The organism is Rahnella sp. R3(2024), from assembly GCF_042920125.1.
Lineage (GTDB): Bacteria > Pseudomonadota > Gammaproteobacteria > Enterobacterales > Enterobacteriaceae > Rahnella > Rahnella rivi.
Map to the genome: position 1 here is coordinate 2,492,704 of NZ_JBHGBU010000001.1, position 22,807 is coordinate 2,515,510.

Below are 22,807 nucleotides of genomic sequence, written 5' to 3' on the forward strand. Positions count from 1 at the left end.
TGTTGATCCAAAGGGTCATGTTTTTGATTTGCGGGTCGTGAGCCGCCTCTGACATACCGCTAAGCTTTAACGTTTCATCTCGTCGCCCCTCTCGGGGCGATGTCATTTACAGGCATATCCCGAACCTCCGGCATGAGATTCTCTATGCAACAACATTCCCTTCTGCAAAAGCTAAAACACACCTTTTTAAGCCCGACCGATAAAGCCCTCTGGATGCTCGCGCTACCGATGATTTTTTCCAATATCACCGTGCCGTTGCTGGGGTTAGTGGATACGGCAGTGATCGGTCATCTCGACAGCCCTGATTATCTTGGCGGCGTTGCAGTCGGTTCGATGGTCACCACCTTCCTGTTTATGATGCTGCTCTTTCTGCGCATGAGTACCACCGGCATGACCGCTCAGGCGCTCGGTGCGCAAGACAACCTGTTGCTGGCCCGCGCGTTCGTACAACCCTTTCTGCTGGCCGTGCTCGCCGGTGTGGTGATCTTGCTTTTCCGCCATCCCCTTATGGAAGGTGCTTTTCACATCGTCGGCGGGAGCCAGTCTGTGCTTGAACAGGCGCGGCTTTTTCTGGAGATCCGCTGGTACAGCGCCCCCGCGTCTCTGGCAAATCTGGTGATTTTGGGTTGGCTGCTTGGTATCCAGTACGTGCGCGGGCCGGTAATGCTGCTGATTGCCGGTAATCTGCTGAACATCGTGTTGGATCTTTGGCTGGTGATAGGGCTTGGCTGGAATGTCCGTGGTGCCGCCACGGCCACGGCCTGCTCAGAATATTTCACGCTGTTTATCGGATTGTTTTTGGTCTGGCGCGTGATGCAGCGCCGGGGCATCAGTCCTGCGCTGTTAACCTCTGCCTGGCGCGGTGATCTGCGGCGGCTGTTAAGTCTTAACCGCGACATTATGCTGCGCTCACTGCTTCTTCAACTGTGCTTTGCCTCACTGACCATTCTGGGTGCGCGTCTGGGCAGCCATATTGTGGCGGTCAATGCCGTGTTGATGAATCTTCTGACCTTCACCGCTTTTGCGCTCGACGGTTTTGCTTACGCCATTGAAGCCCATTCAGGTGAGGCGTTTGGCGCCCGCAATCGCGAAAAATTGCTCAATGTCTGGCGTGCCGCATGCCGTCAGGCCGGGCTGGTCGCTCTGGCATTTGCACTGATATACGCGCTGACCGGTGAACAGATTATCAATGCGCTGACGTCGTTACCGGAGCTGCGCCAGCTGGCCGATCGTTATCTTGGCTGGCAGATTGTTCTGCCGCTGGTGGCGGTGTGGTGTTATCTGCTCGACGGGATGTTTATCGGCGCCACGCGCGGAAGGGATATGCGTAACAGTATGGCGGTTGCTGCGCTGGGGTACGGGCTGACGCTGTTCACCTTGCCGATATTGGGTAACCACGCGCTTTGGCTGGCGCTGACGGTGTTCCTCGGATTACGTGGTATTTCTCTGGGCTGGATATGGCACCGCTACTGGCAGCGCGACAGCTGGTTTTCATCGTCAGTTCACTGAATTAGCGGGCTTTTCAAACGGTGGGTAATCGCGGGTTGCCGTTATATCGTGCTTTGGAATAATCCTAATAATGGTTTTTATCCCTCCGATGGCAGGATAAATCGAAATTCTCTACTAACCTTTAAAGTGTTAAGCCCGAGCTGCAGCGGTAATCCGCAGCTCCACAACCCTAAGGTAACAGGAGATATTTTATGAATAAGGACCAAGCCGACGGTAACTGGAAGCAGTTTAAAGGCAAAGTAAAAGAAAAATGGGGCAAGCTGACCGATGATGACCTGACTGTCGTTGAAGGTAAACGCGATCAGCTGGTAGGGAAGATTCAGGAGCGTTACGGCTATCAGAAAGATCAGGCCGAAAAAGAGCTCAAAGATTGGGAATCAAGCAACAAATATCACTGGTAAAGCGCGACTCCCCCTCGCGTGTCAGTGACGTATCCTGAGATTTAGCTGCTCCTACCCGGAACGCTTCAGGATACGGGTACACGGATGTACCCAACTGCTTCACTGTATAAACTTGTGCAAAACGTCCATTACCCGAACATTTCACCCGCTAATGACCTTCCGCTATAAACTCCGCTTTAAACCCGACCCGTCAGCGTTTCTTCACCACAATTGAATGATCGTGATCGCAGTGATCGTGGCTTTCGCAGGTTTCAACGACTTTGCAGTCGCCGCACAAGCCATGCGCTTCGACCACGGAATGACGAAGTTCAAAACCCGAATCCAGTGCCAGTTTCGCTAAGCGTTCTTCGATGCCGTCAGTGGTTTTTTCTGTTACCAGCCCGCAGCGGTCGCAGATAAACAGCGCAGAGGTGTGGCTCGGCTCTTCGAAATGGTGGCACAGCACATAACTGTTGGCTGACTCGACCCGATGAATAAAGCCCTGTTCCAGCAGGAAATCCAGCGCCCGGTAAACGGTGGGCGGTTTAGCCTGTGGCTCGCTGACACGCAACAGATCCAGTAAATCATAGGCGCTGATCGCACCGGGTTGTTGCGCCATCAGACGCAGTACTTCCAGCCGCTGCGGGGTAAGGCGAACATTGCGCTGCTGGCAAAGTTCTTCAGCTTGTGAAAGTAATTTTTCCGGATTATTCAGGGTCATAGCAACGTTCTCTGAGCGCAGATGGGGGTCGATAAGCCACATCATGCGGCCATCATTGATTTTATCATGCTTCGGCCAAATCGACGAATTATGCGCCGTTCAGCCCGCCATCGCGTCCAGTGCCTTTTCCACATACAGATAGCCAATGCCCATAATTTGCTGCTCCCGGCTCAGCGTGCCCGGTGCAATATGCGTCGCCTGAGTTTTGACATGATCGGTACGGTCAAAAGGATTGAGGCCGCTTTGTGCGCAGACGGTTTTCAGCCAGGCATCGCCAAAACCGCAACTGCGACCATAAAGATAAATGTGATTGATATTCAGAATGTTGAGGAAGTTATACAGGCTCAATCCCAGTGCGCGGGCGCCTTCCATCACCTGTTCGCAAATGGCGCTTTCGCCCTGATGATAGCGGTCGATCAGTTCCTGCGTTGAGGGCGTGCGGGTGAAAGAGTCCGCTGGCTCGAGCAGACGTGCTTTTTTCTTTAATGCCGACAATGACGCCAGTGTTTCGAGGCAACCATACCGCCCGCAGGCGCAACGGTCGCCGTGAGGATCAACGATGGTGTGCCCAATCTGTCCGCTGCCAAACAGATTGCCGCGATAGATCTTGTCGTTGATTACGAAAGAGGAACCAATGCCGTAATCGACATTGATCACGCAAAAATCCTGATGATTATTAGTATGTTGCCATTTCTCCGCCAGCGCCAGCATGATGCAATCGTTATCCATCAGGATGTCGGTTTGCAGCTTTTCTTCCAGCAGATATTTAATCTCAATTTCACCGGTCCAGGGCGCCTGCGGCATCCGCTGTGACACGCCGGTGGTCGGATTGACCTGACCGTGGATAGCCAGCGCCAGCCGGATTTTCAGGCCGGGATAGTTTTTCCGGTAATGATGAAAGCAGGCTTCGATTTGTGCCAGCAGCGCATCCGGCGTTTTGACTGAAATTTCCATCATCTGATATCCACTCAGCGGCAAAACCAGCCTGCTGACCAGAATACTTTCGATGCGGTAAGGCGTGATATTCAGGCACAGCACGGCGCTGCCGTCGGTGGCTATCTGATAACTGCCGCCACCCAACCCGCGCGTGTGTAAATTCACCGGACTGTGGATGATCAATTCGTCACGTTGCAGATCGTCGAGGATCTTGCTGACCGCCGGGATCGACAGACGGGAAAGCCTGGCCAGCGTGGATTTACTGGCATTTTTCTCACGGTACAGCAGCGTCATCAGCACCTGTTTATTGAACTGGCGCAGCCGCAGATTATTCAACCCGACCTCGGACATTTACTCAACCCCGTTTACTGAATTGCGTGACCGTAGCAAATTCCCCGCCCCGGTACGCTGCGTAGAATCCCGGAATTGATATTTCAGACTGGCGTACTGAGGGGAAATCATGAGCACAGCAGTAAAAGTCTGGCAGGAAGCGGTCGAACTCCCGACCTGGCTGACAGGAAAGCAGGACACGCACCCGATGTTTCTGGCGCACCGGGTTTATCAGGGCTCTTCCGGTGCGGTCTATCCGTACGGCGTGACGGATACGCTGACCGGTGAAAAGGTCATGAAAACCTATCAGGCGCTGTATCTGGAAAATGATTATCTAAAAATCATGCTGTTACCGGAGCTGGGTGGCCGCGTTCACCGCGCCTGGGACAAAATCAAACAGCGTGATTTTGTCTACTACAACGACGTCGTGAAACCCGCACTGGTCGGCTTACTCGGGCCGTGGATTTCAGGCGGTATCGAATTTAACTGGCCGCAGCATCACCGTCCGACCACTTTTATGCCGGTGGATTTCACCGTACAGGCGCACGATAACGGCGCTCAAACCGTTTGGATGGGCGAAGTGGAACCGATGCGCGGCCTGCAGGTGATGACCGGTTTTACCCTCTTTCCCGATAAAGCGCTGCTGGAAATCAGTGCCAAAATTTACAACGGCAACCCGACGCCACGCCATTTCCTGTGGTGGGCCAATCCCGCAGTCACCGGCGGAGACGGTCATCAGAGCGTATTTCCGCCCGATGTCACCGCCGTTTTCGACCACGGTAAACGCGATGTGTCTTCCTTCCCGATCGCCACCGGCACCTACTACAAAGTGGATTATTCGGCGGGCGTGGATATCTCGCGCTACAAAAACATTCCTGTCCCGACGTCCTACATGGCCGATAAGTCTGACTATGACTTCGTCGGCGCGTATGACCACGATCAGCAGGGCGGATTGCTGCATATCGCCGACCATCACGTATCGCCGGGCAAAAAGCAGTGGACCTGGGGCAACTGCGATTTCGGCCGCGCGTGGGATCGCAACCTGACGGATAACAACGGGCCTTACATCGAGCTGATGACCGGCGTATTCACCGATAATCAGCCGGATTTCACCTGGCTGGATGCTTACGAGGAGAAGTGTTTCGTTCAGAACTTCCTGCCTTACAGCGACCTTGGCACGGTGCAGAATGCCTCTGAGCAGGCGGTGATCAAACTTGAACGTCACGGGCAAACACTGGCGTGGGGCATTTACGCCGTCAGCCCGTTAACTGCCGTGCGAATTGAGATTGCTTCTGAGGATGGCACGCAAATTCTGCTGGAAAAGGACATCACTTTGCAGCCGGGCGACGTGCTTCAGGGCGAACTGAGCGGGGCATTTCCGTCGCGCCTGCGGCTGCGTTTGCACGATGAGCAAGGGCATGAACTGTTGTCCTATCTGGAGCATCAGGCCAGCGAGACGCCGTTACCGTCGCCTGCCAGCGCGCCATTGCCCGCGCAGGACATCACTTCTGCCGACGAAGCCTGGTTTATCGGCCAGCATCTTGAGCAATACAACCACGCCAGCCAGGGAGCGGTGAATTATTACCGGCGCGGGGTGGAACTGGATCCACTGGATTACCGCTGCAATCTGGCGCTGGCTACGCTCAGCTACAATCAGGCGAATTTCAGTCAGGCGCTGACGTTAGCTGATGCGGCGCTGAGCCGGGCGCACCGGCTGAATAAGAATCCGCAATGCGGTCTGGCGAGCCTCGTCCGTGCGAATGCCCTTGAGCAAACCGGTGATGTTGACGCGGCTTTTGACAGTTATTACCGAGCAGTCTGGAGCGGGAACGCCAAATCCGGGGGCTTCTTCGGGCTGGCGCGGATTGCCACCCGCCGCGGGCAGTACCCGCAGGCACTGAATTTTTGCGAGCAGGGGCTGGCGACGCAGGCCAACCATTACGGTCTGATAGGCCTGAAAGCCACCTTGCTGTGCATGATGAATCAGGATGCCCGGACCTATATCGAAGAACATTTACAACGCTATCCGCTGCATTACCTGCTGCACTTCCTGCGTTATCACCTAACTCCGGATGCGCAATCAGCCGCGCAGTTGCGGGATGTCACCGGGCTGCGTGGCGAAAATGCTATGAATATTGCTGATCAGCTGACCGCTTGCGGGCTGGACGCGATGGCGCTCGACGCGCTGAACGTCCTCAACAGTCAGGAAACACTGCCGCTCTACTTGCAGGCTTCCCTGCAAAAAGAAGGGCGCGAGGCATTGTGTCTGGCGGCGCGAAAGGCTTTTCCGCAGCATGTCCGTTTCCCGCAATGGCTGACGGAAGTGCGTATGCTTGCGGCTTTCCCTGATGACGCTTTTGCCCTGCACTTGCTGGCCTCTTTCCATTACAGCAAAGGCAATACACAAACGGCAGTGGCCTGCTGGCAGCGTTGTCTGGAACTGGAACCTGACTTTGCGGATGCCTGGCGCGGGCTGGGGATTGATGCGTGGAATCAGAAGCAGGACGCCGCCCAAGCACGCCGCTGTCTGGAAGAGGCGTGCCGGCTACAGCCGCAGGATGCGCGGCTGTTATTTGAATCTGATCTGCTTAATCGTCTGACCGGCGTAGCGCCGCAAATCCGTCTGGCGCGGCTCGAGAAAGTGCTGCCCGTCGCCACGCAGCGCGACGACCTGACCGCTGAACTGCTCAGTTTATATCACCAGTGCGGTCAGCTACAGGCGGCAAGGGCGCTGCTGGCCGACCGGAAATTTCATCCGTGGGAAGGCGGTGAAGGGCGCATCACCGGCCAGTATCTGCTGAACAAACAGTTGCTGGCGTTTGATTATCTCAACAGCGTAGATGTGGTTGCCGCACAGGCGCTTTTACTGTCCGCGCTGGAATACCCGCAAAACCTCAGCGAAGGGCGGCTGGTCGGGCAAACGGATAACGATATCTGCTTCTGGCTGGGCATTTGCGCGCAAAAGCTTCAGCAGCATAAACAGGCGCAGGCATGGTTTGAGCGTGCCGCCGCGGGCGATAAAGGGATTGGCGAGCGGCGTTATTACAACGATCAGCCGGTGGATTATGTGTTCTATCAGGGCATGGCGCTGCGCAAACTTAACGATGTGGTGCAAAGCCGTCAGGTCTTCCGGCAAATGCTGGAATGGGCGGAAAGCGCGGCGGATCAGCCTGTCCACGCCGATTTCTTCGCGGTGTCCTTACCGGATTTAGTGGTGCTGACCAGCGATCGCCAGAAAGAACATCGCATTCACTGTCTTCTGGTGAAAGCGCTGGCGCTGCGCGGTCTGGAAGACGAAGCCTTTGCTGATGTGTTGCAGCAAATCTTCGCGCTGGATCCTGCCTGTGGCAAAGCGCATCTCTTCTCGCAGTTGCCGGATTGCTGAGTGAAGGAGAAGAGAAAAATGCCGCTGTATTCTCTGGAGAATCATCACCTTGCAATGACCGTGTCGCCCTCGGGCGGCACCCTCTTGCAACTGCTGGCAAAGCGGACGGACGGCAATGTCCATCTGCTGCGCCCGTCAGTGTTGAGTGAGGAAACACCCGCCGCAGAGTCGGCGTGTTTTCCGCTTCTGCCTTTTGGTAACCGCCTGAAAGGCAATGCTTTTGATTTTGAAGGCCGTCATTACACGCTGCCGCCCAACACCGGGGACGCGCACTATCTGCATGGCGATGGCTGGCTGGGAAACTGGCAATGCATTTTCCAGAGTGAGGACGCGCTGACGCTGGCCTTTACGCATCACAGCGACAGTTACTGCTACCGTGCGGAGCAGCATTTTTCTTTGCAGGACAGCAGGCTGGATATGCGTCTGCGCATCACGAATCAGGGGGCAGATCCGTTGCCTTTCGGGCTGGGATGGCATCCGTTTTTCCCGCTCAGCGAAACCACACTTTTACAGGCTAACGCGTCCGGTTACTGGCAGGAGGACGCGCAGTGGCTGGCGGGCAAGCATCATCATGAACTGCCCGCCGGTCTGGATTTCTGCACGCCAAAGCCGCTTCCCCGCCGCTGGGTGAATAATGGTTTTTCCGGCTGGGATGGCAAGGCAGAGATTGTCTGGCCTGAATCCGGCCATCAGCTTCGGCTGACGACATCTCCGGAATGCCCGGTATTTTTCCTGTTTATCTCCGACAGCCGTTTCGACCCCGGCTATCAGCACGACTTCTTCTGCTTTGAACCCATGACCCATGCGGCAAATGATCATCATCTGCCACAGGGTGGCTCGCTGCGGGTGTTATCGCCCGGCGAATCTCTGACACAGCACATGTCGCTGCACAGCGCGACAATTAACATCCCGGAATGAGGAATGCTTATGTCTGATTCAAAAGCTTTAAATATGCCCTACGTGTGGATGATTTGTCTGGTGGCTGCCTGCGGCGGCTTACTGTTTGGCTATGACTGGGTGGTGATCGGCGGAGCCAAACCTTTCTACGAGGCGTATTTTGGCATCACCGACGCGGCAATGTCCGGCTGGGCGATGAGCTCCGCGCTGCTGGGCTGCGTGCTGGGCGCGGCGGGTTCTGGCACGCTTTCCGACCGCTACGGACGCCGCCTGCCTCTGATTATCGCCGCCGTGCTTTTCACCGCCTCGGGTGTCGGTACGGCGCTGGCTGACAGCTTTAACAGCTTTGTTTTCTGGCGGATCGTCGGTGGCGTCGGCATTGGTCTGGCGTCCGCACTGGCACCGGTTTACATCGCTGAAATCAGTCCGGCAGAAAAACGCGGACGCTTTGTGGCGGTGAATCAGCTGACGATTGTGCTCGGTGTGCTGGCCGCCCAGCTTATCAATCTGATGATTGCCGAACCGGTCGCCTCAGCCGCCGTGCAGGCGGATATTTTACAAAGCTGGAACGGTCAGACCGGCTGGCGCTACATGTTTGGTGCCGAAGCTATCCCGGCCGCCATCTTCCTGGCCCTGATGTTTGTGGTGCCGGAATCCCCACGCTGGCTGGCGAAAGCTAACCGCTATCCTCAGGCAGAAAAAGTGCTGCAACGTATCGGTTCAGTGGAATACGCCCGCGAGACGCTGGCGGATATCCGCCGTTCGCTGGGCTCGGAAAACCAGAAAGTGCCGTTTTCCGCGCTGTGGGAACCACGCGTCAGGCCTGTGGTGCTGATGGGCATTGTGCTGGCGGTTTTCCAGCAATGGTGCGGGATCAACGTAATATTCAACTATGCGCAGGAGATTTTTGCCTCTGCCGGATTTGATATCAACGATACCCTGAAATCCATCGTTGCCACCGGCCTCATCAACCTGATCTTTACCCTGCTGGCATTGCCGCTGGTGGACAGAATTGGTCGCCGTCGCCTGATGCAGCTGGGTTCTGCGGGGCTGACGGTGATTTATATTTTGATCGGGCTGTCCTACTCGTTTGGTGTCACGGGCCTGCCGGTGTTGCTGCTGGTGCTGGTGGCGATCGCCATTTATGCCATGACGCTGGCGCCGGTGACCTGGGTACTGCTGTCTGAAATTTTCCCTAACCGGGTGCGCGGTAACGCGATGGCGGTGGGCACGCTGGCATTGTGGATCGCCTGTTTCCTGCTGACCTACACCTTCCCGTTGATGAACGCGGCGCTGGGGGCGGCGGGCAGTTTCTTCATCTACGCCGTGATCTGTCTGGCTGGCTGGATTTTCATTCAGTGCAAAGTGCCGGAAACCCGCGGGGTGACGCTCGAAGTGCTGGAACAGCGCCTCAGCCGTACCGATGCCGAGCGGAAAGCCGAAAAAGCGGTAGCCTCAGAAAGCCACTAAACCCCGCAAGATGCCGAATCTTTGTTCTGTGGTATAATCAGCGATTACCTTCCCTCTGGCCGCCGCGCCGGAGGGAGTGCCGCAAACTCCTTCAGCGAATGTCAGGTCGATGTCAGAAACTCAACACGCAATGCCCCAAACTACTCCGTTTTCCGCCCAGCGTTTTTCCGTTGCGCCGATGCTCGACTGGACCGATCGTCACTGCCGCCATTTTCACCGGCTGATGACCGGCCAGACGCTGCTGTACACCGAAATGGTCACCACCGGCGCGATTATTCACGGTAAAGGGGATTATCTCGGGTTTGGCGACGCTGAACATCCGGTGTCGTTGCAGCTTGGCGGCAGCAATCCGGCTGATCTGGCGCATTGTGCGAAACTGGCGGAAGAGCGCGGTTATGACGAGATTAACCTGAACGTTGGTTGCCCGTCGGATCGCGTACAAAACGGTATGTTTGGTGCCTGTCTGATGGGGCAGGCGTCGCTGGTCGCCGACTGCATTAAAGCCATGCGTGACGTGGTTTCTATTCCGGTCACGGTCAAAACCCGCATTGGCATTGACGATCAGGACAGCTACGAATTCCTGTGTGATTTCATCCGTCAGGTATCAGAAAACGGTGGCTGCGATACGTTCATTATCCATGCGCGCAAAGCCTGGCTTTCCGGCCTCAGCCCGAAAGAAAACCGTGAAATCCCGCCGCTGGATTACCCGCGTGTGTATCAGCTCAAGCGTGATTTCCCGCATCTGACGATGGCGGTAAACGGCGGCATCAAAACCCTTGAAGAAGCCAAAACGCACCTGCAATTTATGGATGGCGTGATGGTCGGTCGCGAGGCTTACCAGAATCCGGGCATGTTGCTGAACGTCGATCGCGAGCTGTTCGGCTCTGATGCACCGCTGAAAACCGGGCCGGACATCATCCGTGCGCTGTATCCGTATATCGACGCGGAGCTGAGTAAAGGCACCTATCTCGGCCACATTACCCGCCACATTCTTGGCTTGTTCCAGGGCGTGCCGGGTGCGCGTCAGTTCCGTCGCCATCTCAGCGAGAATGCGCATAAAGCAGGCGCGGGTATTGATGTGGTGGAACAGGCGTTGCAGATGGTGGCTCATCAGCAGCAGGAAGTCGCGGCGCAGGCCTGAAAACGGGTGAGTAAAATCACTATCTGTTAGTCAAAATCACTATCTTTCCGCAGGCCGTCCGCGCCTGCGGGATATTCTCTTCCTTATATTTCAATGCATTATCTTTCATAGCCTGTTGGCACGTTTCTTGTAATAGTGATCAGGGTTTTGACAACAGGTCTTAACACCCTTCGCTTATTAAGGAGCACCCGATGCTGGAAATTCTCTTTGTGCTTGGCTTTTTCTTTGTGCTGATGGTGACCGGCGTGTCTTTGCTGGGGATGGCTGCCGCACTGATTGTCGCGTTTGCGCTGATGATGCTCGGCGGGTTCCTGGCGATTGTTATTAAAATGTTGCCATGGTTGGTTTTGGCCGTGGTCGCGGTCTGGATTTACCGGGCATTTTTCCGTGCGGATGAGCCAAAATACCGCCGCCGTCGCTTACCCTGATAACAATTTCTAATTAGTCGTTATTGTAACCGCATGAAATCATGATGATTGCTGGCTGTGTTTTGAGCGCAAAAAAATGTAACTGTTGCATCAATAACTTTTGCTTATGTGCTAGCGATCACAAGCTGGATCAGAAAGTGCGGTCAAAAGTTATAAATCATATTTTTTAACATGGGTGACTGTTAGGATGACATTCATACGTGGTCAGCAGGCCATAAGCTGAATTCATCAAGTCCGATGAGGTACACAATAGTCGCTTAAGTGACACCACCCTTCGGATTTACCTGGCAGTACCCTACGGCAGTACCCGTCTGACATCAGAGGTCGTCTGGATCAGACAGTAAGAAAGGCTTCCATATTCTGGAAGCCTTTTTTGCATTTAAGGGATCAGTAAGCTCGATCCTTGTGTCACCCGGCTCTCCAGCGTTTCATGCGCGCGTTGGGCTTCGGAGAGCGGGAATTTTTGCGCGTCGCTGACGTCCACTTTTATCGCGCCGCTGGCGATCAGTGAAAACAGCTCGCTGCTGGCTTCGGCCAGTTCTTCACGGTTAGTCACGTAGCCATTCAGGGAAGGGCGCGTGACGAACAGTGAACCTTTCTGATTGAGGATCGCCAGATCCACGCCTTTTACCGGGCCGGAGGCGTTGCCGAAACTCACCAGCAAACCGCGGCGTTTCAGGCTGTTCAGTGATTTCTCAAAGGTATCTTTGCCAACGGAATCGTAAACTACCCCGACTTTTTCGCCGTCAGTCAGTTCTGCCACGCGGGTGGCGATATCTTCTTTCTGATAATTAATCGTTGCCCAGGCACCGGCCTGTTTCGCGCGTTCCGCTTTCTCGTCAGACCCCACGGTACCGATCAACTTCACGCCTAACGCTTTTGCCCACTGGCAGGCAATCAGCCCAACGCCACCGGCTGCGGCGTGGAACAGAATGGTTTCCCCGGCCTGCACTTCGTGGGTTTTGCGCAGTAAATAATACACCGTCAGCCCTTTCAAAAAGGACGCTGCCGCCTGCTCGAAACTGATGGCTTCCGGCAGCAGGGCGATTTTTTCCTGCGGCACGTTATGGAATTCGCTGTATGCGCCCAGCGCAGACTGCGCGTACACCACGCGATCGCCCGGCTGGATGCCGGTCACGCCGCTGCCCACTTTGCTGACCACGCCAGCGGCTTCGGTGCCTAATCCGGCCGGGAAACTGGCCGGCGGATACAGGCCGCTGCGCACATAGGTATCAATATAATTAATGCCGATGGCTTTGTTTTCGACCTGCACTTCACCTGCCTGCGGGTCTTGTGGCTGATAATCAACATATTGCAGAACGTCGGGTGTACCTGTTTCAGAAAACTGGATGCGCTTTGCCATGCTTTTCCCTCGTGATGGAGTCTGATTTCAACCCTAGGCTAAATGCCGGGGACAATCCAGATTTTAGGCACAGCGGGTTAATACCCTTTTGAAATGAGACATGACAACCTATACTAACGCGCTAGTCTGGCTTTGGTTTTTCACAGGCCCGACGCTCACAAAACAGGCGCTTAGAGCAGGAAGTAACCCACAGATGGCAGCAAAAAAACCGACCTATCAACAGAACGAAACCCGCGATCGCCAGATGGAAGGCCTCAAGCTTCCGCCGCATTCGCTGGAAGCAGAGCAATCCGTTCTGGGCGGGCTGATGCTGGACAACGAACGCTGGGATAACGTCGCCGAGCGCGTGGTCAGCAATGATTTCTTCAGCAGGCCGCACCGTCTGATTTTTACCGAAATGCAGCGTTTGCTGGAAATGAGCAAACCGATCGACCTGATTACGCTGTCTGAATCTCTTGAGCAAAAAGGGGATCTGGACTCGGTCGGCGGTTTCGCCTATCTGGCAGAACTCTCAAAAAATACCCCAAGTGCGGCCAACATCGGCGCTTATGCGGATATCGTGCGCGAACGTGCCGTTGTGCGCGAAATGATTTCCGTCGCCAATGAAATTGCCGATGCCGGTTACGATCCGCAGGGCCGCAGCAGCGAAGACCTGCTGGATTTAGCCGAATCCCGCGTATTCCAGATTGCCGAAAGCCGCGCCAGTAAAGACGAAGGCCCGAAAAGCATCGACCGCATTCTGGAAAGCACCGTTTCCCGTATCGAAGAACTGTTCCAGCGCCCGCACGACGGCGTGACCGGTGTGTCTACCGGCTATGCGGATCTCGATAAGAAAACCGCCGGTCTGCAAAAATCGGATCTGATTATCGTGGCGGCGCGTCCGTCGATGGGTAAAACCACGTTTGCGATGAACCTCGCCGAAAACGCCGCGATGATGCAGGATAAACCGGTGTTAATCTTCAGTCTTGAGATGCCCGGCGACCAGATCATGATGCGTATGCTGGCGTCGCTTTCCCGCGTCGACCAGACCAAAATCCGTACCGGTCAGCTTGATGACGAAGACTGGGCGCGTATTTCCAGCACCATGGGCATTCTGCTCGAAAAACGTAACATGTATATCGATGACTCCTCCGGCCTGACGCCTACCGAAGTCCGTTCGCGTGCGCGACGTATTTTCCGTGAGCACGGCGGCCTGAGCCTGATCATGATCGACTATCTCCAGCTGATGCGCGTTCCGGCACTGTCCGATAACCGTACGCTGGAAATCGCCGAAATCTCCCGCTCGCTCAAAGCGCTGGCGAAAGAGTTGCAGGTGCCGGTGGTGGCGCTGTCGCAGCTGAACCGAAGCCTGGAGCAGCGCGCCGATAAACGCCCGGTCAACTCCGACTTGCGTGAATCCGGCTCCATCGAGCAGGACGCCGACTTGATCATGTTCATCTACCGTGACGAGGTTTATCACGATAACAGTGAAGAGAAAGGCATTGCGCAAATCATCCTCGGTAAACAACGTAACGGCCCGATCGGTACCGTCCGCCTGACCTTTAACGGCCAGTGGTCGCGCTTCGACAATTACGGTGGACCGCAATACGACGAGGATTAACCTCCCGGTTTTGAATTTATCCCTCCCCGTTCACATGGGGAGGTCAGGTGGGTTTGGTTCTCCACCCGGCTATCAAAAAATCTCAATTTCATGCAAAGGACTCAAAATGAAAGCGGCTACGGCTGTCATTGATCGCCGCGCTATGCGACACAATCTGCAACGGGTACGTCATCTGGCACCACAAAGTCGCCTGGTTGCGGTAGTGAAAGCAAACGCTTATGGGCACGGTCTGCTGGAGACGGTGCACAGCTTGCAGGACGCCGATTTTTACGGCGTCTCCCGGCTCAGTGAAGCGTTATCGCTGCGTAAGGCCGGGATTGTGAAACCCATTCTGCTGCTCGAAGGTTTCTTTTCCGCCAGCGAATTGCCGCTTCTGGTGGAGCATCAGTTGCATACCGCCGTACACAGTCACGAACAGATCGAGGCGCTGGAAAACGCGCAACTGACCGCGCCCCTCAACGTCTGGCTGAAAATTGACACCGGTATGCACCGTCTGGGCGTTCAGCCGGCGCAGGCCGATGCGTGTTATCAGCGTCTGGCTGCCTGTCAGAACGTGGTTCAGCCGGTGAATATGATGAGCCATTTTTGCCGCGCCGATGAGCAGCAAAGCGATGCCACACCGAAACAGATGCGCTGTTTCACGGACGTTACCGCAGGCAAACCGGGGCTGAAATCCATCGCGGCCTCCGGTGGGATCTTGCTGTGGCCGCAGTCGCATCTGGATTTGGTGCGTCCGGGTATTATCCTTTACGGCGTGTCGCCCATGGAAACCGGTGACGCCAGTGATTTTGGTTTACAGCCGGTGATGACGCTCACGTCGAGCCTGATCGCCGTGCGTGAACATGCCGCCGGTGAGCCGGTGGGTTACGGCAGCACCTGGGTCAGCGAGCGTGACACCCGCCTTGGCGTGGTGGCGATGGGGTATGGCGACGGTTATCCGCGCAGCGCACCCAACGGCACGCCGGTGCTGGTGAATGGCCGCATTGTGCCGATTGCCGGACGTGTCTCGATGGATATGATCACCGTCGATTTAGGGCCGCAAGCCACGGACAACGTCGGTGATGAGGTGATTTTCTGGGGCAAAGCGTTACCGGCGGAGCGCGTTGCTGCGGCCACCGGCATCAGTGCTTACGAGCTTATCACTCAGTTGAGCGAACGCGTTACCCGCCAGTACATCGGTGATTAAGACTTACTTCTTCACCGCCAGCCACTGGCTGACAACCTTCTGATAGTCGCCGGTGGCTTTACTCAGGTGCAGCCACTGGTCGATATACATCTTCCAGCTCACATCATCACGCGGCAACATGTAGGCTTTCTCGCCATATTGCAGCGGCTTCTTCGGATTCACCGCACACAGTTTCGGATAGCGTTTTTGCTGGTACAACGCTTCGGATGCATCGGTGATCATCACGTCCGCTTTCTTATCCACCAGCTTCTGGAAGATGGTCACGTTGTCGCTGAGTGTCAGCGAGCCTTTTGGCAGATGGCTGTGAACAAAGGCTTCATTGGTGCCGCCCGCCGGTTCGATCAGGCGAACCGAAGGCGTATTCAGCTGGGCGACCGTCTGATATTTACGCACGTCTTCACAACGCACCAGCGGAATTTTGCCATCCTGATCCAGCACGTTGGCGAACCAGGCTTTCTGCTGGCGCTTGAGCGTGACCGAAATCCCGCCCATGGCGATATCACAATGCCCGGCGGTCATCTCATCCATCAGTGATTTCCAGGTGACCGGCACCCAGTTCACTTTCACGTCCAGACTGGCCGCCAGCGATTCCGCCATGGCGATATCAATGCCTTCGTACTGGCCGTTTTCCTTCAAAAAGGTATAGGGTTTATAGTCGCCGGTGGTGCAGACATTCAGCGAGCCTTTCTGAATAACGCGCTCAAGATGTGAGGATGTGGCGTCTGCCATTGCCAGCGTGGGGAAAAGGGCGAGCAGGGCGAGAGGGGTGAAGATCTTTTTCATTATTCTGTCCTTGCGATGAAATCATTCTGTTTGCAATTAATCTGCGCAAGTATAAGAAAAAACAGCCGATAAGTATTTACGTGGGTATAGTCTTTGCAACTGAAATTCATCACAGACAAAAAATATAATGACAGGAAAGGTGCCATGTACAGCATTGATGATTACGACCTGAAAATTTTGACATTATTACAAGCCAACGGAAGACTGACCAATCAGGAACTCAGCGAGCTGGTGGGATTATCTGCCTCGCAATGCTCACGCCGCCGTATCGGCCTGGAACAGGCGCAGATGATCCTCGGGTATCACGCCCGGCTTGCACCGGAAGCGGTGGGGCTTGGGATGATAGGCCTTATCGAAGTGCGGTTAATCAATCACTTGCCCGCGCAGGTCGAGGCATTTCACAGCATGCTGGGCGACGTGGACGCCATTATCGATGCCTACAAAACCACCGGAGATGCCGACTATTTACTGAAAGTCGCGGTGAAAGATTTAGCCGGTTTAAGCACGTTGATAAGCCAGATCCTTTCTGTGCATAAAAGTGTCGCCCATGTAAAAACGTCAGTTGTGCTTAACCGCCTAAAAGAAAACGGCTTATTAACCTTAGGGTGAAATTCGCAAATGGTTATTTTCCCCGCACTGTTATGGTGATTTATTTTGGTGCATCTTCACTTTCGTGGTGCATAATTATTAATTAAAATGCGCAATTTGTGCATGTAAAGAATAATTAACGCCACTAAAAATCTTATTTTCGATTTTTAATGCAAATTCCGTGCGTGAATATTGCCTTGTTCGCGTATCTCCTTAATTATCGCTAAAACGACTTTAGTGATTATTCTTTGGGGAAATGGGTATTTATGGCAAGTCTCGACAGTTTAGAAAAGCCGGTGGAACAACCAGGCTCCACGCACACCGTGACAGAAGACGTGCTGGCGATAGTGATCGGCACGCTGATGGTGTCGTTTGGCGTGGTGATGCTGCGCCAGGTTGGCGCGCTGACCGGCGGCACGGCAGGCATGGCGTTTCTGGCGCACTACCTGACGCAAGTGTCATTCGGCACGGCCTTCTTTATCATCAACCTTCCTTTCTACTATCTGTCTTTTCGCCGCATGGGCTTGCAGTTCACCCTGAAAACTTTCGCCGCCGTGGCGATGGTTTCGGTCTTCTCCGATCTCCATCCGCTGTTTGTTCATTTCGATCATCTGCAACCTTTCTACGCCACGCTGTTTGGCAACGTGATCATGGGCATCGGCTTCATTGTGCTGTTTCGCCACAAAGCCAGCCTCGGCGGCATGAACATTCTGGCGCTGTTTCTGCAGGACAAATACGGCATCCGCGCCGGTAAACTGCAAATGGGCGTGGACTGCTGCATCGTGCTCGCTTCGCTGTTTGTCGTCAGCTATGAAATGCTGATTGCCTCGGTGCTGGGCGCGGTGATCGTCAATCTGATCATTGCGATGAACCACCGTCCGGGGCGTTACAGCGTCTGACCACATTGAGACAAACAGGGCGCAGGGTTCTGAGGGCTGCGCCATGTTGAGATGCTCCGGTCGCTGAGGTGTCAGTATGATCCTGGTCTATGTGAGCCCAACAGCATCTCAGACGAACGGGCGGTTTTATATGCGGGGCGTGCCTGAAAAATGCCAACATAGTTGTCATTTTCTTTAACGAACTTTGATAGTCTGTGAAACAGTGTTGATCCGCCGCTCCGGCCGTGAGATCGCCGCGCTACTTAACCAAACCAAGGAGATCTATACCGTGTTCCAACATGTCGATGCCTATGCCGGTGACCCGATTTTGTCGCTGATGGAAAGCTTCAAGACCGATCCAAGACAAGACAAGGTGAACCTGAGCATCGGTCTTTATTACGACGAGCAGGGTATTATTCCGCAACTGGCGGCGGTGGAAAATGCAGAGAATCAGCTGAACGCCGGGCCGCAGGCCGCGTCAGTGTATCTGCCAATGGAAGGTCTGACCGCGTACCGCGCAGGCATTCAGGAACTGTTGTTTGGTGCCGGACATCCGGCGTTGAAACAGCAGCGTATCGCGACGATTCAGACCGTCGGCGGTTCCGGTGCACTGAAAGTCGGCGCTGATTTCCTGAAGTTTTACTTCCCGAATTCTGAAGTGTTTGTGAGCGACCCGACCTGGGAAAACCACGTGGCCATTTTTGCCGGCGCGGGTTTTAAAGTTCACACCTACCCGTACTATGATCCGCAGACGCTGGGCGTGAATTTCACCGCGATGATCGAACGTCTGAACACCTTGCCTGCGCAAAGCATCGTGCTGCTGCATCCGTGCTGCCACAACCCGACCGGTTCTGACCTGACGCCGGCGCAGTGGGATCAGGTGATTGAAGTCACCAAACAGCGCGAGCTGATCCCGTTCCTCGACATCGCCTATCAGGGCTTTGGTGCGGGCATCGACGACGACGCTTACGCCATCCGCGCGATGGCCTCTGCGGGCGTAAACTGCTTCGTCAGTAACTCCTTCTCGAAAATTTTCTCCCTGTACGGCGAGCGCGTGGGCGGGTTATCCGTGGTGTGTGAAGACAGCGACGCCGCAGGCCGTGTACTGGGCCAGCTGAAAGCAACCGTGCGCCGTAACTACTCCAGCCCGCCGAATTTCGGTGCAAAAGTGGTGGCGAAAGTGCTGAGTGACAGCGCGCTGAACGCCCAGTGGAAAGCCGAAGTGGAGAAGATGCGGACCCGTATTCTGGAAATGCGCCACACGCTGGTCGATACCCTGAAAACGGCGCTGCCGGGCCGTAACTTTGATTACCTGCTGCAACAGCGCGGGATGTTCAGTTATACCGGTTTCAGCGAAGCGCAGGTGGTGCGTCTGCGCGAAGAGTTTGGTGTGTATCTGATCGCCAGTGGCCGCGTCTGCATGGCTGGCCTGAATCACCATAACGTGAAACAGGTCGCTGAAGCCTTCGCTGCCGTACAATAATTCCCGTCATACTTCGAAAAGGCCGACAGAGATGTCGGCCTTTTTTTATTCCGCAGAACTGACGTTAATCACTTCCACCTGATGATTTTTCAACACTTTTAGCAGCCCGGCACCCGGAAGTTCATCGGTAAACAGCGCCGTGGCCTGCGAGACATTGCCTATTTCTACCGCGGCCGAGGCGTGATATTTGGTGTGATCCGCCGCCAGCAAGATATGCCGGGAATGCGCCATCATAGTTTTCACCACGCTGGCCTCGTTGACATCAAACTCCAGCAATGCGCCGTCACTCTCAATCGCGCCGACGCTGGTGACCAGATAATCCGCCCGGAAACCGGCGACAAACGCCGTGGCGGACGGGCCAATAATCCCGCCATTGTGCGGACGCAGCGTGCCGCCCGGAACCATCACCTCAAAGCGCGGATTTTTATACAGAATATGCGCGACCCGCAGACAGTTGGTGATAATGCGCAAATGGCTGTGGTTGAGCAGGGCGTGCGCCACCTGCTCGACGGTCGTGCCGATGGTAATAAACACCGTGGAACCGTCGGGAATGTAATCGGCAATCGCTTCGGCGATGGCTTTCTTTTCTTCCGTCCAGGAAATTTCCCGCTGCTCAAAGGCGGTATTGACCACGCTCGACGCCCGGCCCGCGCCCCCATGATGGCGGCTCACTAATCCCTGCTCGCTGAGTTTGCGGATATCGCGACGGATGGTTTGCGTCGAGACGTCCAGCAGCGCTGCCAGCTCTTCAATATTCATGTAACCGCGTTCAGCAATCAGTGCTAACAGCTGATCGTGGCGCGGGTTACCGGTCAGTTCAGTAAGACTCATAGCCATACCCCTAAAATGAGCGTCTGAGTCGTATTCTATACAGAAAGTGACATAAAAGACCGGGTTTGATCACAGTCGGGAATACCGGCCCGCCCGCCTGGCTGCGTACATTTCAGCGCCGCGACGCCGCTGGCAAACCGCACAGCCTCCGCCGCAGGCCGGTGTTGCGCGAGGCTTATCGCCAGCGCGCCATGAAACACATCTCCCGCACCGGTGGTATCCACGACGTCTACGCGAAATCCTGGCTGATGATGCAGCCTGTTGTTTTCCCACCAGAAGCATCCGTCTGCGCCATGGGTGACATACACCTGTCCGTTTGTGAGCGTTTTTGCATGCCTGAGCCCGCTTTCTGCATCACTGCTGCCCGTCAGCCGCTGTAAACCCGGTGCGGAGAAAGCCGCATGGTCGCTCAATGCCACCAGCGCCGAAATATCCTGCGGCGTGACATCGGCATCCAGTACCGTCATCACACCGGCGTTGCGCGCCAGAGTAAACGCCTGCCTGGTGCCTTCATGCCAGCGCACATCCGCCAGCACCACATCCCACTGCGAAAAATCGATATCGTTCAGCCATTCACCGCCTTGCGGCAGATCCGGGCTGGGATAGTTGATGATGATGCGTTCGCCGCGCGCATCCACCAGAACGGCAGATTGCGATGACCTGGCCTGTTTAACGCGCAGGGCATAACGGGTATTTACCCCCAGAGATTCAAGCTCTTCGAGCAGCCGGTGGCCGGTGTCTTCATCCCCCACGCGGCCAATAAAATCCACCTGTGCACCCAGTTTTGCCGCCGCTACCGCCGCCGTGGCAGCCGGACCGCCGCCTACTTCGGCATAGGTTTGAGCGACATATTTCCCCCCTTCCGACGGTAAATTCTCCACGCAGTAAATGCGATCCATCACGGCAATTCCGACACAAGCAATACGAATCATGGCTATTCCTTAAGCATTTTTGGTGGATTTATTTTAATTAAGCCAATTGTTAAAAAAGTGATGGCTGTCAATTTTTTGACTTGAAATTACAAATACGATCAAAAAAAGACAAATAACAACATCGCCGATAATCAAAAAATGACACCCGCTGTCATTGAAAAGGAGACGTGCATGGCAACTATCGCATTTATTGGTCTGGGGCAGATGGGGTCACCGATGGCCAGCAATCTGATCAAGAAAGGGCACAGCTTGCGGGTATTTGATCTGAACCCGCAGGCGACGCAAGTGCTGGTTAAGCAGGGGGCTAGCGGCTGTCGCAGCGCCGCGCAGGCGGCAGAGGACGCCGAATTCGTGATCACCATGCTGCCCAACGGCGATCTGGTGCGCGAGGCTTTATTTGCGAAAGGCGGGGTTTGCGAAACTTTATCGCCGTCTGCGCTGGTGATCGACATGTCCACCATTCATCCGTTGCACACCGACAGCCTGATCGGCGAGATGCGTCTGAAAGGCTTCAGCATGATGGATGTGCCGGTGGGCAGAACGTCCGATCACGCCATTGCCGGCACCTTGCTGCTGCTGGCGGGCGGCACGCCGGAACAGGTTGAACGCGCCACGCCGGTGCTGATGGCGATGGGGTCGGAGCTTATCAATGCGGGCGGTCCGGGCAAAGGCATCCGCGTCAAACTGATCAACAACTACATGAGTATTGCGCTGAATGCGCTCTCCGCCGAAGCCGCCGTGCTGTGCGAAGCGCTGGATCTCTCCTTCGATGTTGCCCTGCAGGTGATGAGCGGCACACCCGCCGGCAAAGGCCATTTCACCACCACATGGCCGAATAAAGTCCTGAAAGGTGACCTGTCACCGGCCTTCATGATTGACCTCGCCCACAAAGATTTGGGGATCGCGCTCGACGTGGCAAACCAGCTTCACGTGCCGATGCCGCTCGGTGCCGCTTCCCGCGAAGTGTACAACCAGGCGCGTGCCGCAGGGCGCGGTCGTCAGGACTGGACCGCCATTCTCGAGCAGGTACGCACCAGCGCCGGACTCACTCAAAAATCCACACAGTAATGATTTAACAAAGGAAAGATGAATGAATAACTACACCCTCAGAGACATCGCCCGGCCTTCCGGTGGTTTTGCCATGCTGGCTGTCGATCAGCGGGAAGCGATGCGCTCAATGTTCGTGACGGCAGGCGCGAAGCCGCCGGTGGCCGATCAGACCCTGACTGATTTCAAAGTGAATGCCGCCAAAATCTTATCGCCTTTCGCGTCGGCCATTCTGGTCGATCAGCAGTTTTGTTACCGGCAGGTGGTCGAACAACGGGCCGTCGCGCAGAGCTGCGCCACCATCGTCGCCGCCGACGCATTTATTCCCGGCAACGGCATTCCTGTGGACAGCGTGGAGATCGACCGGCAGGTGGATGCGCAGGCTGTGCGCGATAACGGCGGCAAAGCCCTGAAGTTACTGGTGCTGTGGCGCAGCGATGAAGATCCGCAACAGCGTCTGGACATGGTGAAAGACTTCAATCATCTGTGCCACGCCCATGGCCTGCTGAGCATTATCGAACCGGTGGTCAGGCCGCCGCGTCGTGGCGATCACTTTGACCGCGAACAGGCGATTATCGATGCCGCAAAAGAACTCGGCGACAGTGGAGCCGATCTCTACAAAGTGGAAATGCCACTGCACGGCAACGGCCCACAGGCGGCACTGCTCGCCGCCTCCCGCAAGCTGAATGAACAGATCAGCATGCCGTGGGTGATCCTCTCATCGGGCGTTGATGAAAAGCTGTTCCCGCGCGCGGTCAGCGTGGCGATGACGGCTGGCGCATCCGGTTTTCTCGCCGGGCGCGCGGTGTGGTCATCGGTTGTGGGGTTGCCGGATACCGGGCTCATGCTGCGTGACATCTCCGCGCCTAAGCTGCAACGCCTTGGCGAGATTGTTGATGAAATGATGGCCCGCCGCTAA

Annotated in this window: 20 protein-coding genes; 14 read left to right on the forward strand and 6 right to left on the reverse strand. The window is 55.4% G+C overall.

Annotation, left to right across the window (positions count from 1 at the left end; translation table 11 throughout):
- Positions 1-144 precede the first annotated feature (144 nt).
- Together dinF and ABSH60_RS11310 are read left to right on the forward strand one after the other, a co-directional pair.
- Positions 145-1,509, forward strand: coding sequence for an MATE family efflux transporter DinF (dinF, locus tag ABSH60_RS11305; protein ID WP_390973979.1), 1,365 nt, complete (start codon positions 145-147; stop codon positions 1,507-1,509).
- Between the two features lie 191 nt (positions 1,510-1,700).
- Positions 1,701-1,910: a CsbD family protein gene (locus tag ABSH60_RS11310; protein ID WP_056776037.1), complete on the forward strand. Its 210-nt coding sequence runs from the start codon at positions 1,701-1,703 to the stop codon at positions 1,908-1,910.
- Positions 1,911-2,100: 190 nt separating this feature from the next.
- On the opposite strand, the gene zur is transcribed toward ABSH60_RS11310, so the two are convergent.
- Entirely contained in the window at positions 2,101-2,610 is a 510-nt protein-coding gene (zur, locus tag ABSH60_RS11315) for a zinc uptake transcriptional repressor Zur (RefSeq protein WP_056776039.1), read from the reverse strand.
- Positions 2,611-2,709: 99 nt separating this feature from the next.
- The gene (locus tag ABSH60_RS11320) at positions 2,710-3,897 is read right to left on the reverse strand and encodes an ROK family protein (protein ID WP_390973982.1); all 1,188 of its coding nucleotides are present in this window, start codon (positions 3,895-3,897) and stop codon (positions 2,710-2,712) included.
- Positions 3,898-4,006: 109 nt separating this feature from the next.
- Here ABSH60_RS11320 and ABSH60_RS11325 point away from each other — a divergent pair, with 109 nt between their 5' ends.
- The 5 genes from ABSH60_RS11325 (at position 4,007) to pspG (ending at position 11,197) form a co-directional block, all read left to right on the forward strand.
- The gene (locus ABSH60_RS11325) at positions 4,007-7,261 is read left to right on the forward strand and encodes a DUF5107 domain-containing protein (protein WP_390973984.1); all 3,255 of its coding nucleotides are present in this window, start codon (positions 4,007-4,009) and stop codon (positions 7,259-7,261) included.
- An 18-nt stretch (positions 7,262-7,279) separates the two neighbouring features.
- Positions 7,280-8,179 (forward strand): aldose 1-epimerase, encoded by a 900-nt coding sequence (locus ABSH60_RS11330; RefSeq protein ID WP_390973986.1) that lies wholly within the window; start codon positions 7,280-7,282, stop codon positions 8,177-8,179.
- Positions 8,180-8,188: 9 nt separating this feature from the next.
- The gene (locus ABSH60_RS11335; protein WP_390973988.1) at positions 8,189-9,628 is read left to right on the forward strand and encodes a sugar porter family MFS transporter; all 1,440 of its coding nucleotides are present in this window, start codon (positions 8,189-8,191) and stop codon (positions 9,626-9,628) included.
- A 130-nt stretch (positions 9,629-9,758) separates the two neighbouring features.
- Entirely contained in the window at positions 9,759-10,769 is a 1,011-nt protein-coding gene (gene dusA / locus ABSH60_RS11340; RefSeq protein ID WP_056776049.1) for a tRNA dihydrouridine(20/20a) synthase DusA, read from the forward strand.
- Positions 10,770-10,960: 191 nt separating this feature from the next.
- Entirely contained in the window at positions 10,961-11,197 is a 237-nt protein-coding gene (pspG, locus tag ABSH60_RS11345; RefSeq protein WP_056776051.1) for an envelope stress response protein PspG, read from the forward strand.
- 379 nt (positions 11,198-11,576) lie between these two features.
- Here pspG and ABSH60_RS11350 read toward each other — a convergent pair whose 3' ends face one another.
- Positions 11,577-12,560, reverse strand: coding sequence for a quinone oxidoreductase (locus ABSH60_RS11350; RefSeq protein ID WP_056776054.1), 984 nt, complete (start codon positions 12,558-12,560; stop codon positions 11,577-11,579).
- A gap of 193 nt (positions 12,561-12,753) precedes the next feature.
- On the opposite strand from ABSH60_RS11350, the gene dnaB reads away from it, so the two are divergent.
- Together dnaB and alr are read left to right on the forward strand one after the other, a co-directional pair.
- Positions 12,754-14,160, forward strand: coding sequence for a replicative DNA helicase (gene dnaB / locus ABSH60_RS11355; protein WP_056776056.1), 1,407 nt, complete (start codon positions 12,754-12,756; stop codon positions 14,158-14,160).
- 106 nt (positions 14,161-14,266) lie between these two features.
- A complete protein-coding gene (alr, locus tag ABSH60_RS11360) occupies positions 14,267-15,346 on the forward strand; it encodes an alanine racemase (protein WP_056776058.1) in 1,080 nt (359 codons plus the stop codon).
- 3 nt (positions 15,347-15,349) lie between these two features.
- On the opposite strand, the gene ABSH60_RS11365 is transcribed toward alr, so the two are convergent.
- On the reverse strand, positions 15,350-16,129 hold the full coding sequence (locus tag ABSH60_RS11365) for a transporter substrate-binding domain-containing protein (RefSeq protein ID WP_390973991.1): 780 nt from the start codon (positions 16,127-16,129) through the stop codon (positions 15,350-15,352).
- 144 nt (positions 16,130-16,273) lie between these two features.
- Between ABSH60_RS11365 and ABSH60_RS11370 the strand changes: the two genes are divergently transcribed.
- The 3 genes from ABSH60_RS11370 to ABSH60_RS11380 all read left to right on the forward strand — a co-directional run bounded on the left by ABSH60_RS11370 (position 16,274) and on the right by ABSH60_RS11380 (position 19,078).
- Positions 16,274-16,738, forward strand: coding sequence for an Lrp/AsnC ligand binding domain-containing protein (locus ABSH60_RS11370; RefSeq protein ID WP_390973993.1), 465 nt, complete (start codon positions 16,274-16,276; stop codon positions 16,736-16,738).
- 245 nt (positions 16,739-16,983) lie between these two features.
- Positions 16,984-17,616: a YitT family protein gene (locus tag ABSH60_RS11375; RefSeq protein WP_056776065.1), complete on the forward strand. Its 633-nt coding sequence runs from the start codon at positions 16,984-16,986 to the stop codon at positions 17,614-17,616.
- A gap of 268 nt (positions 17,617-17,884) precedes the next feature.
- A complete protein-coding gene (locus tag ABSH60_RS11380) occupies positions 17,885-19,078 on the forward strand; it encodes an amino acid aminotransferase (protein WP_056776067.1) in 1,194 nt (397 codons plus the stop codon).
- A 45-nt stretch (positions 19,079-19,123) separates the two neighbouring features.
- Here the strand turns inward: ABSH60_RS11380 and ABSH60_RS11385 are convergent, their stop codons facing one another.
- Positions 19,124-19,909: a DeoR family transcriptional regulator gene (locus ABSH60_RS11385; protein WP_390973996.1), complete on the reverse strand. Its 786-nt coding sequence runs from the start codon at positions 19,907-19,909 to the stop codon at positions 19,124-19,126.
- Positions 19,910-19,944: 35 nt separating this feature from the next.
- Entirely contained in the window at positions 19,945-20,841 is an 897-nt protein-coding gene (locus ABSH60_RS11390) for a PfkB family carbohydrate kinase (protein WP_390973998.1), read from the reverse strand.
- 171 nt (positions 20,842-21,012) lie between these two features.
- Between ABSH60_RS11390 and yihU the strand changes: the two genes are divergently transcribed.
- Together yihU and yihT are read left to right on the forward strand one after the other, a co-directional pair.
- A complete protein-coding gene (gene yihU, locus ABSH60_RS11395) occupies positions 21,013-21,909 on the forward strand; it encodes a sulfolactaldehyde 3-reductase (protein WP_390974000.1) in 897 nt (298 codons plus the stop codon).
- Positions 21,910-21,931: 22 nt separating this feature from the next.
- Entirely contained in the window at positions 21,932-22,807 is an 876-nt protein-coding gene (gene yihT, locus ABSH60_RS11400) for a sulfofructosephosphate aldolase (RefSeq protein ID WP_390974002.1), read from the forward strand.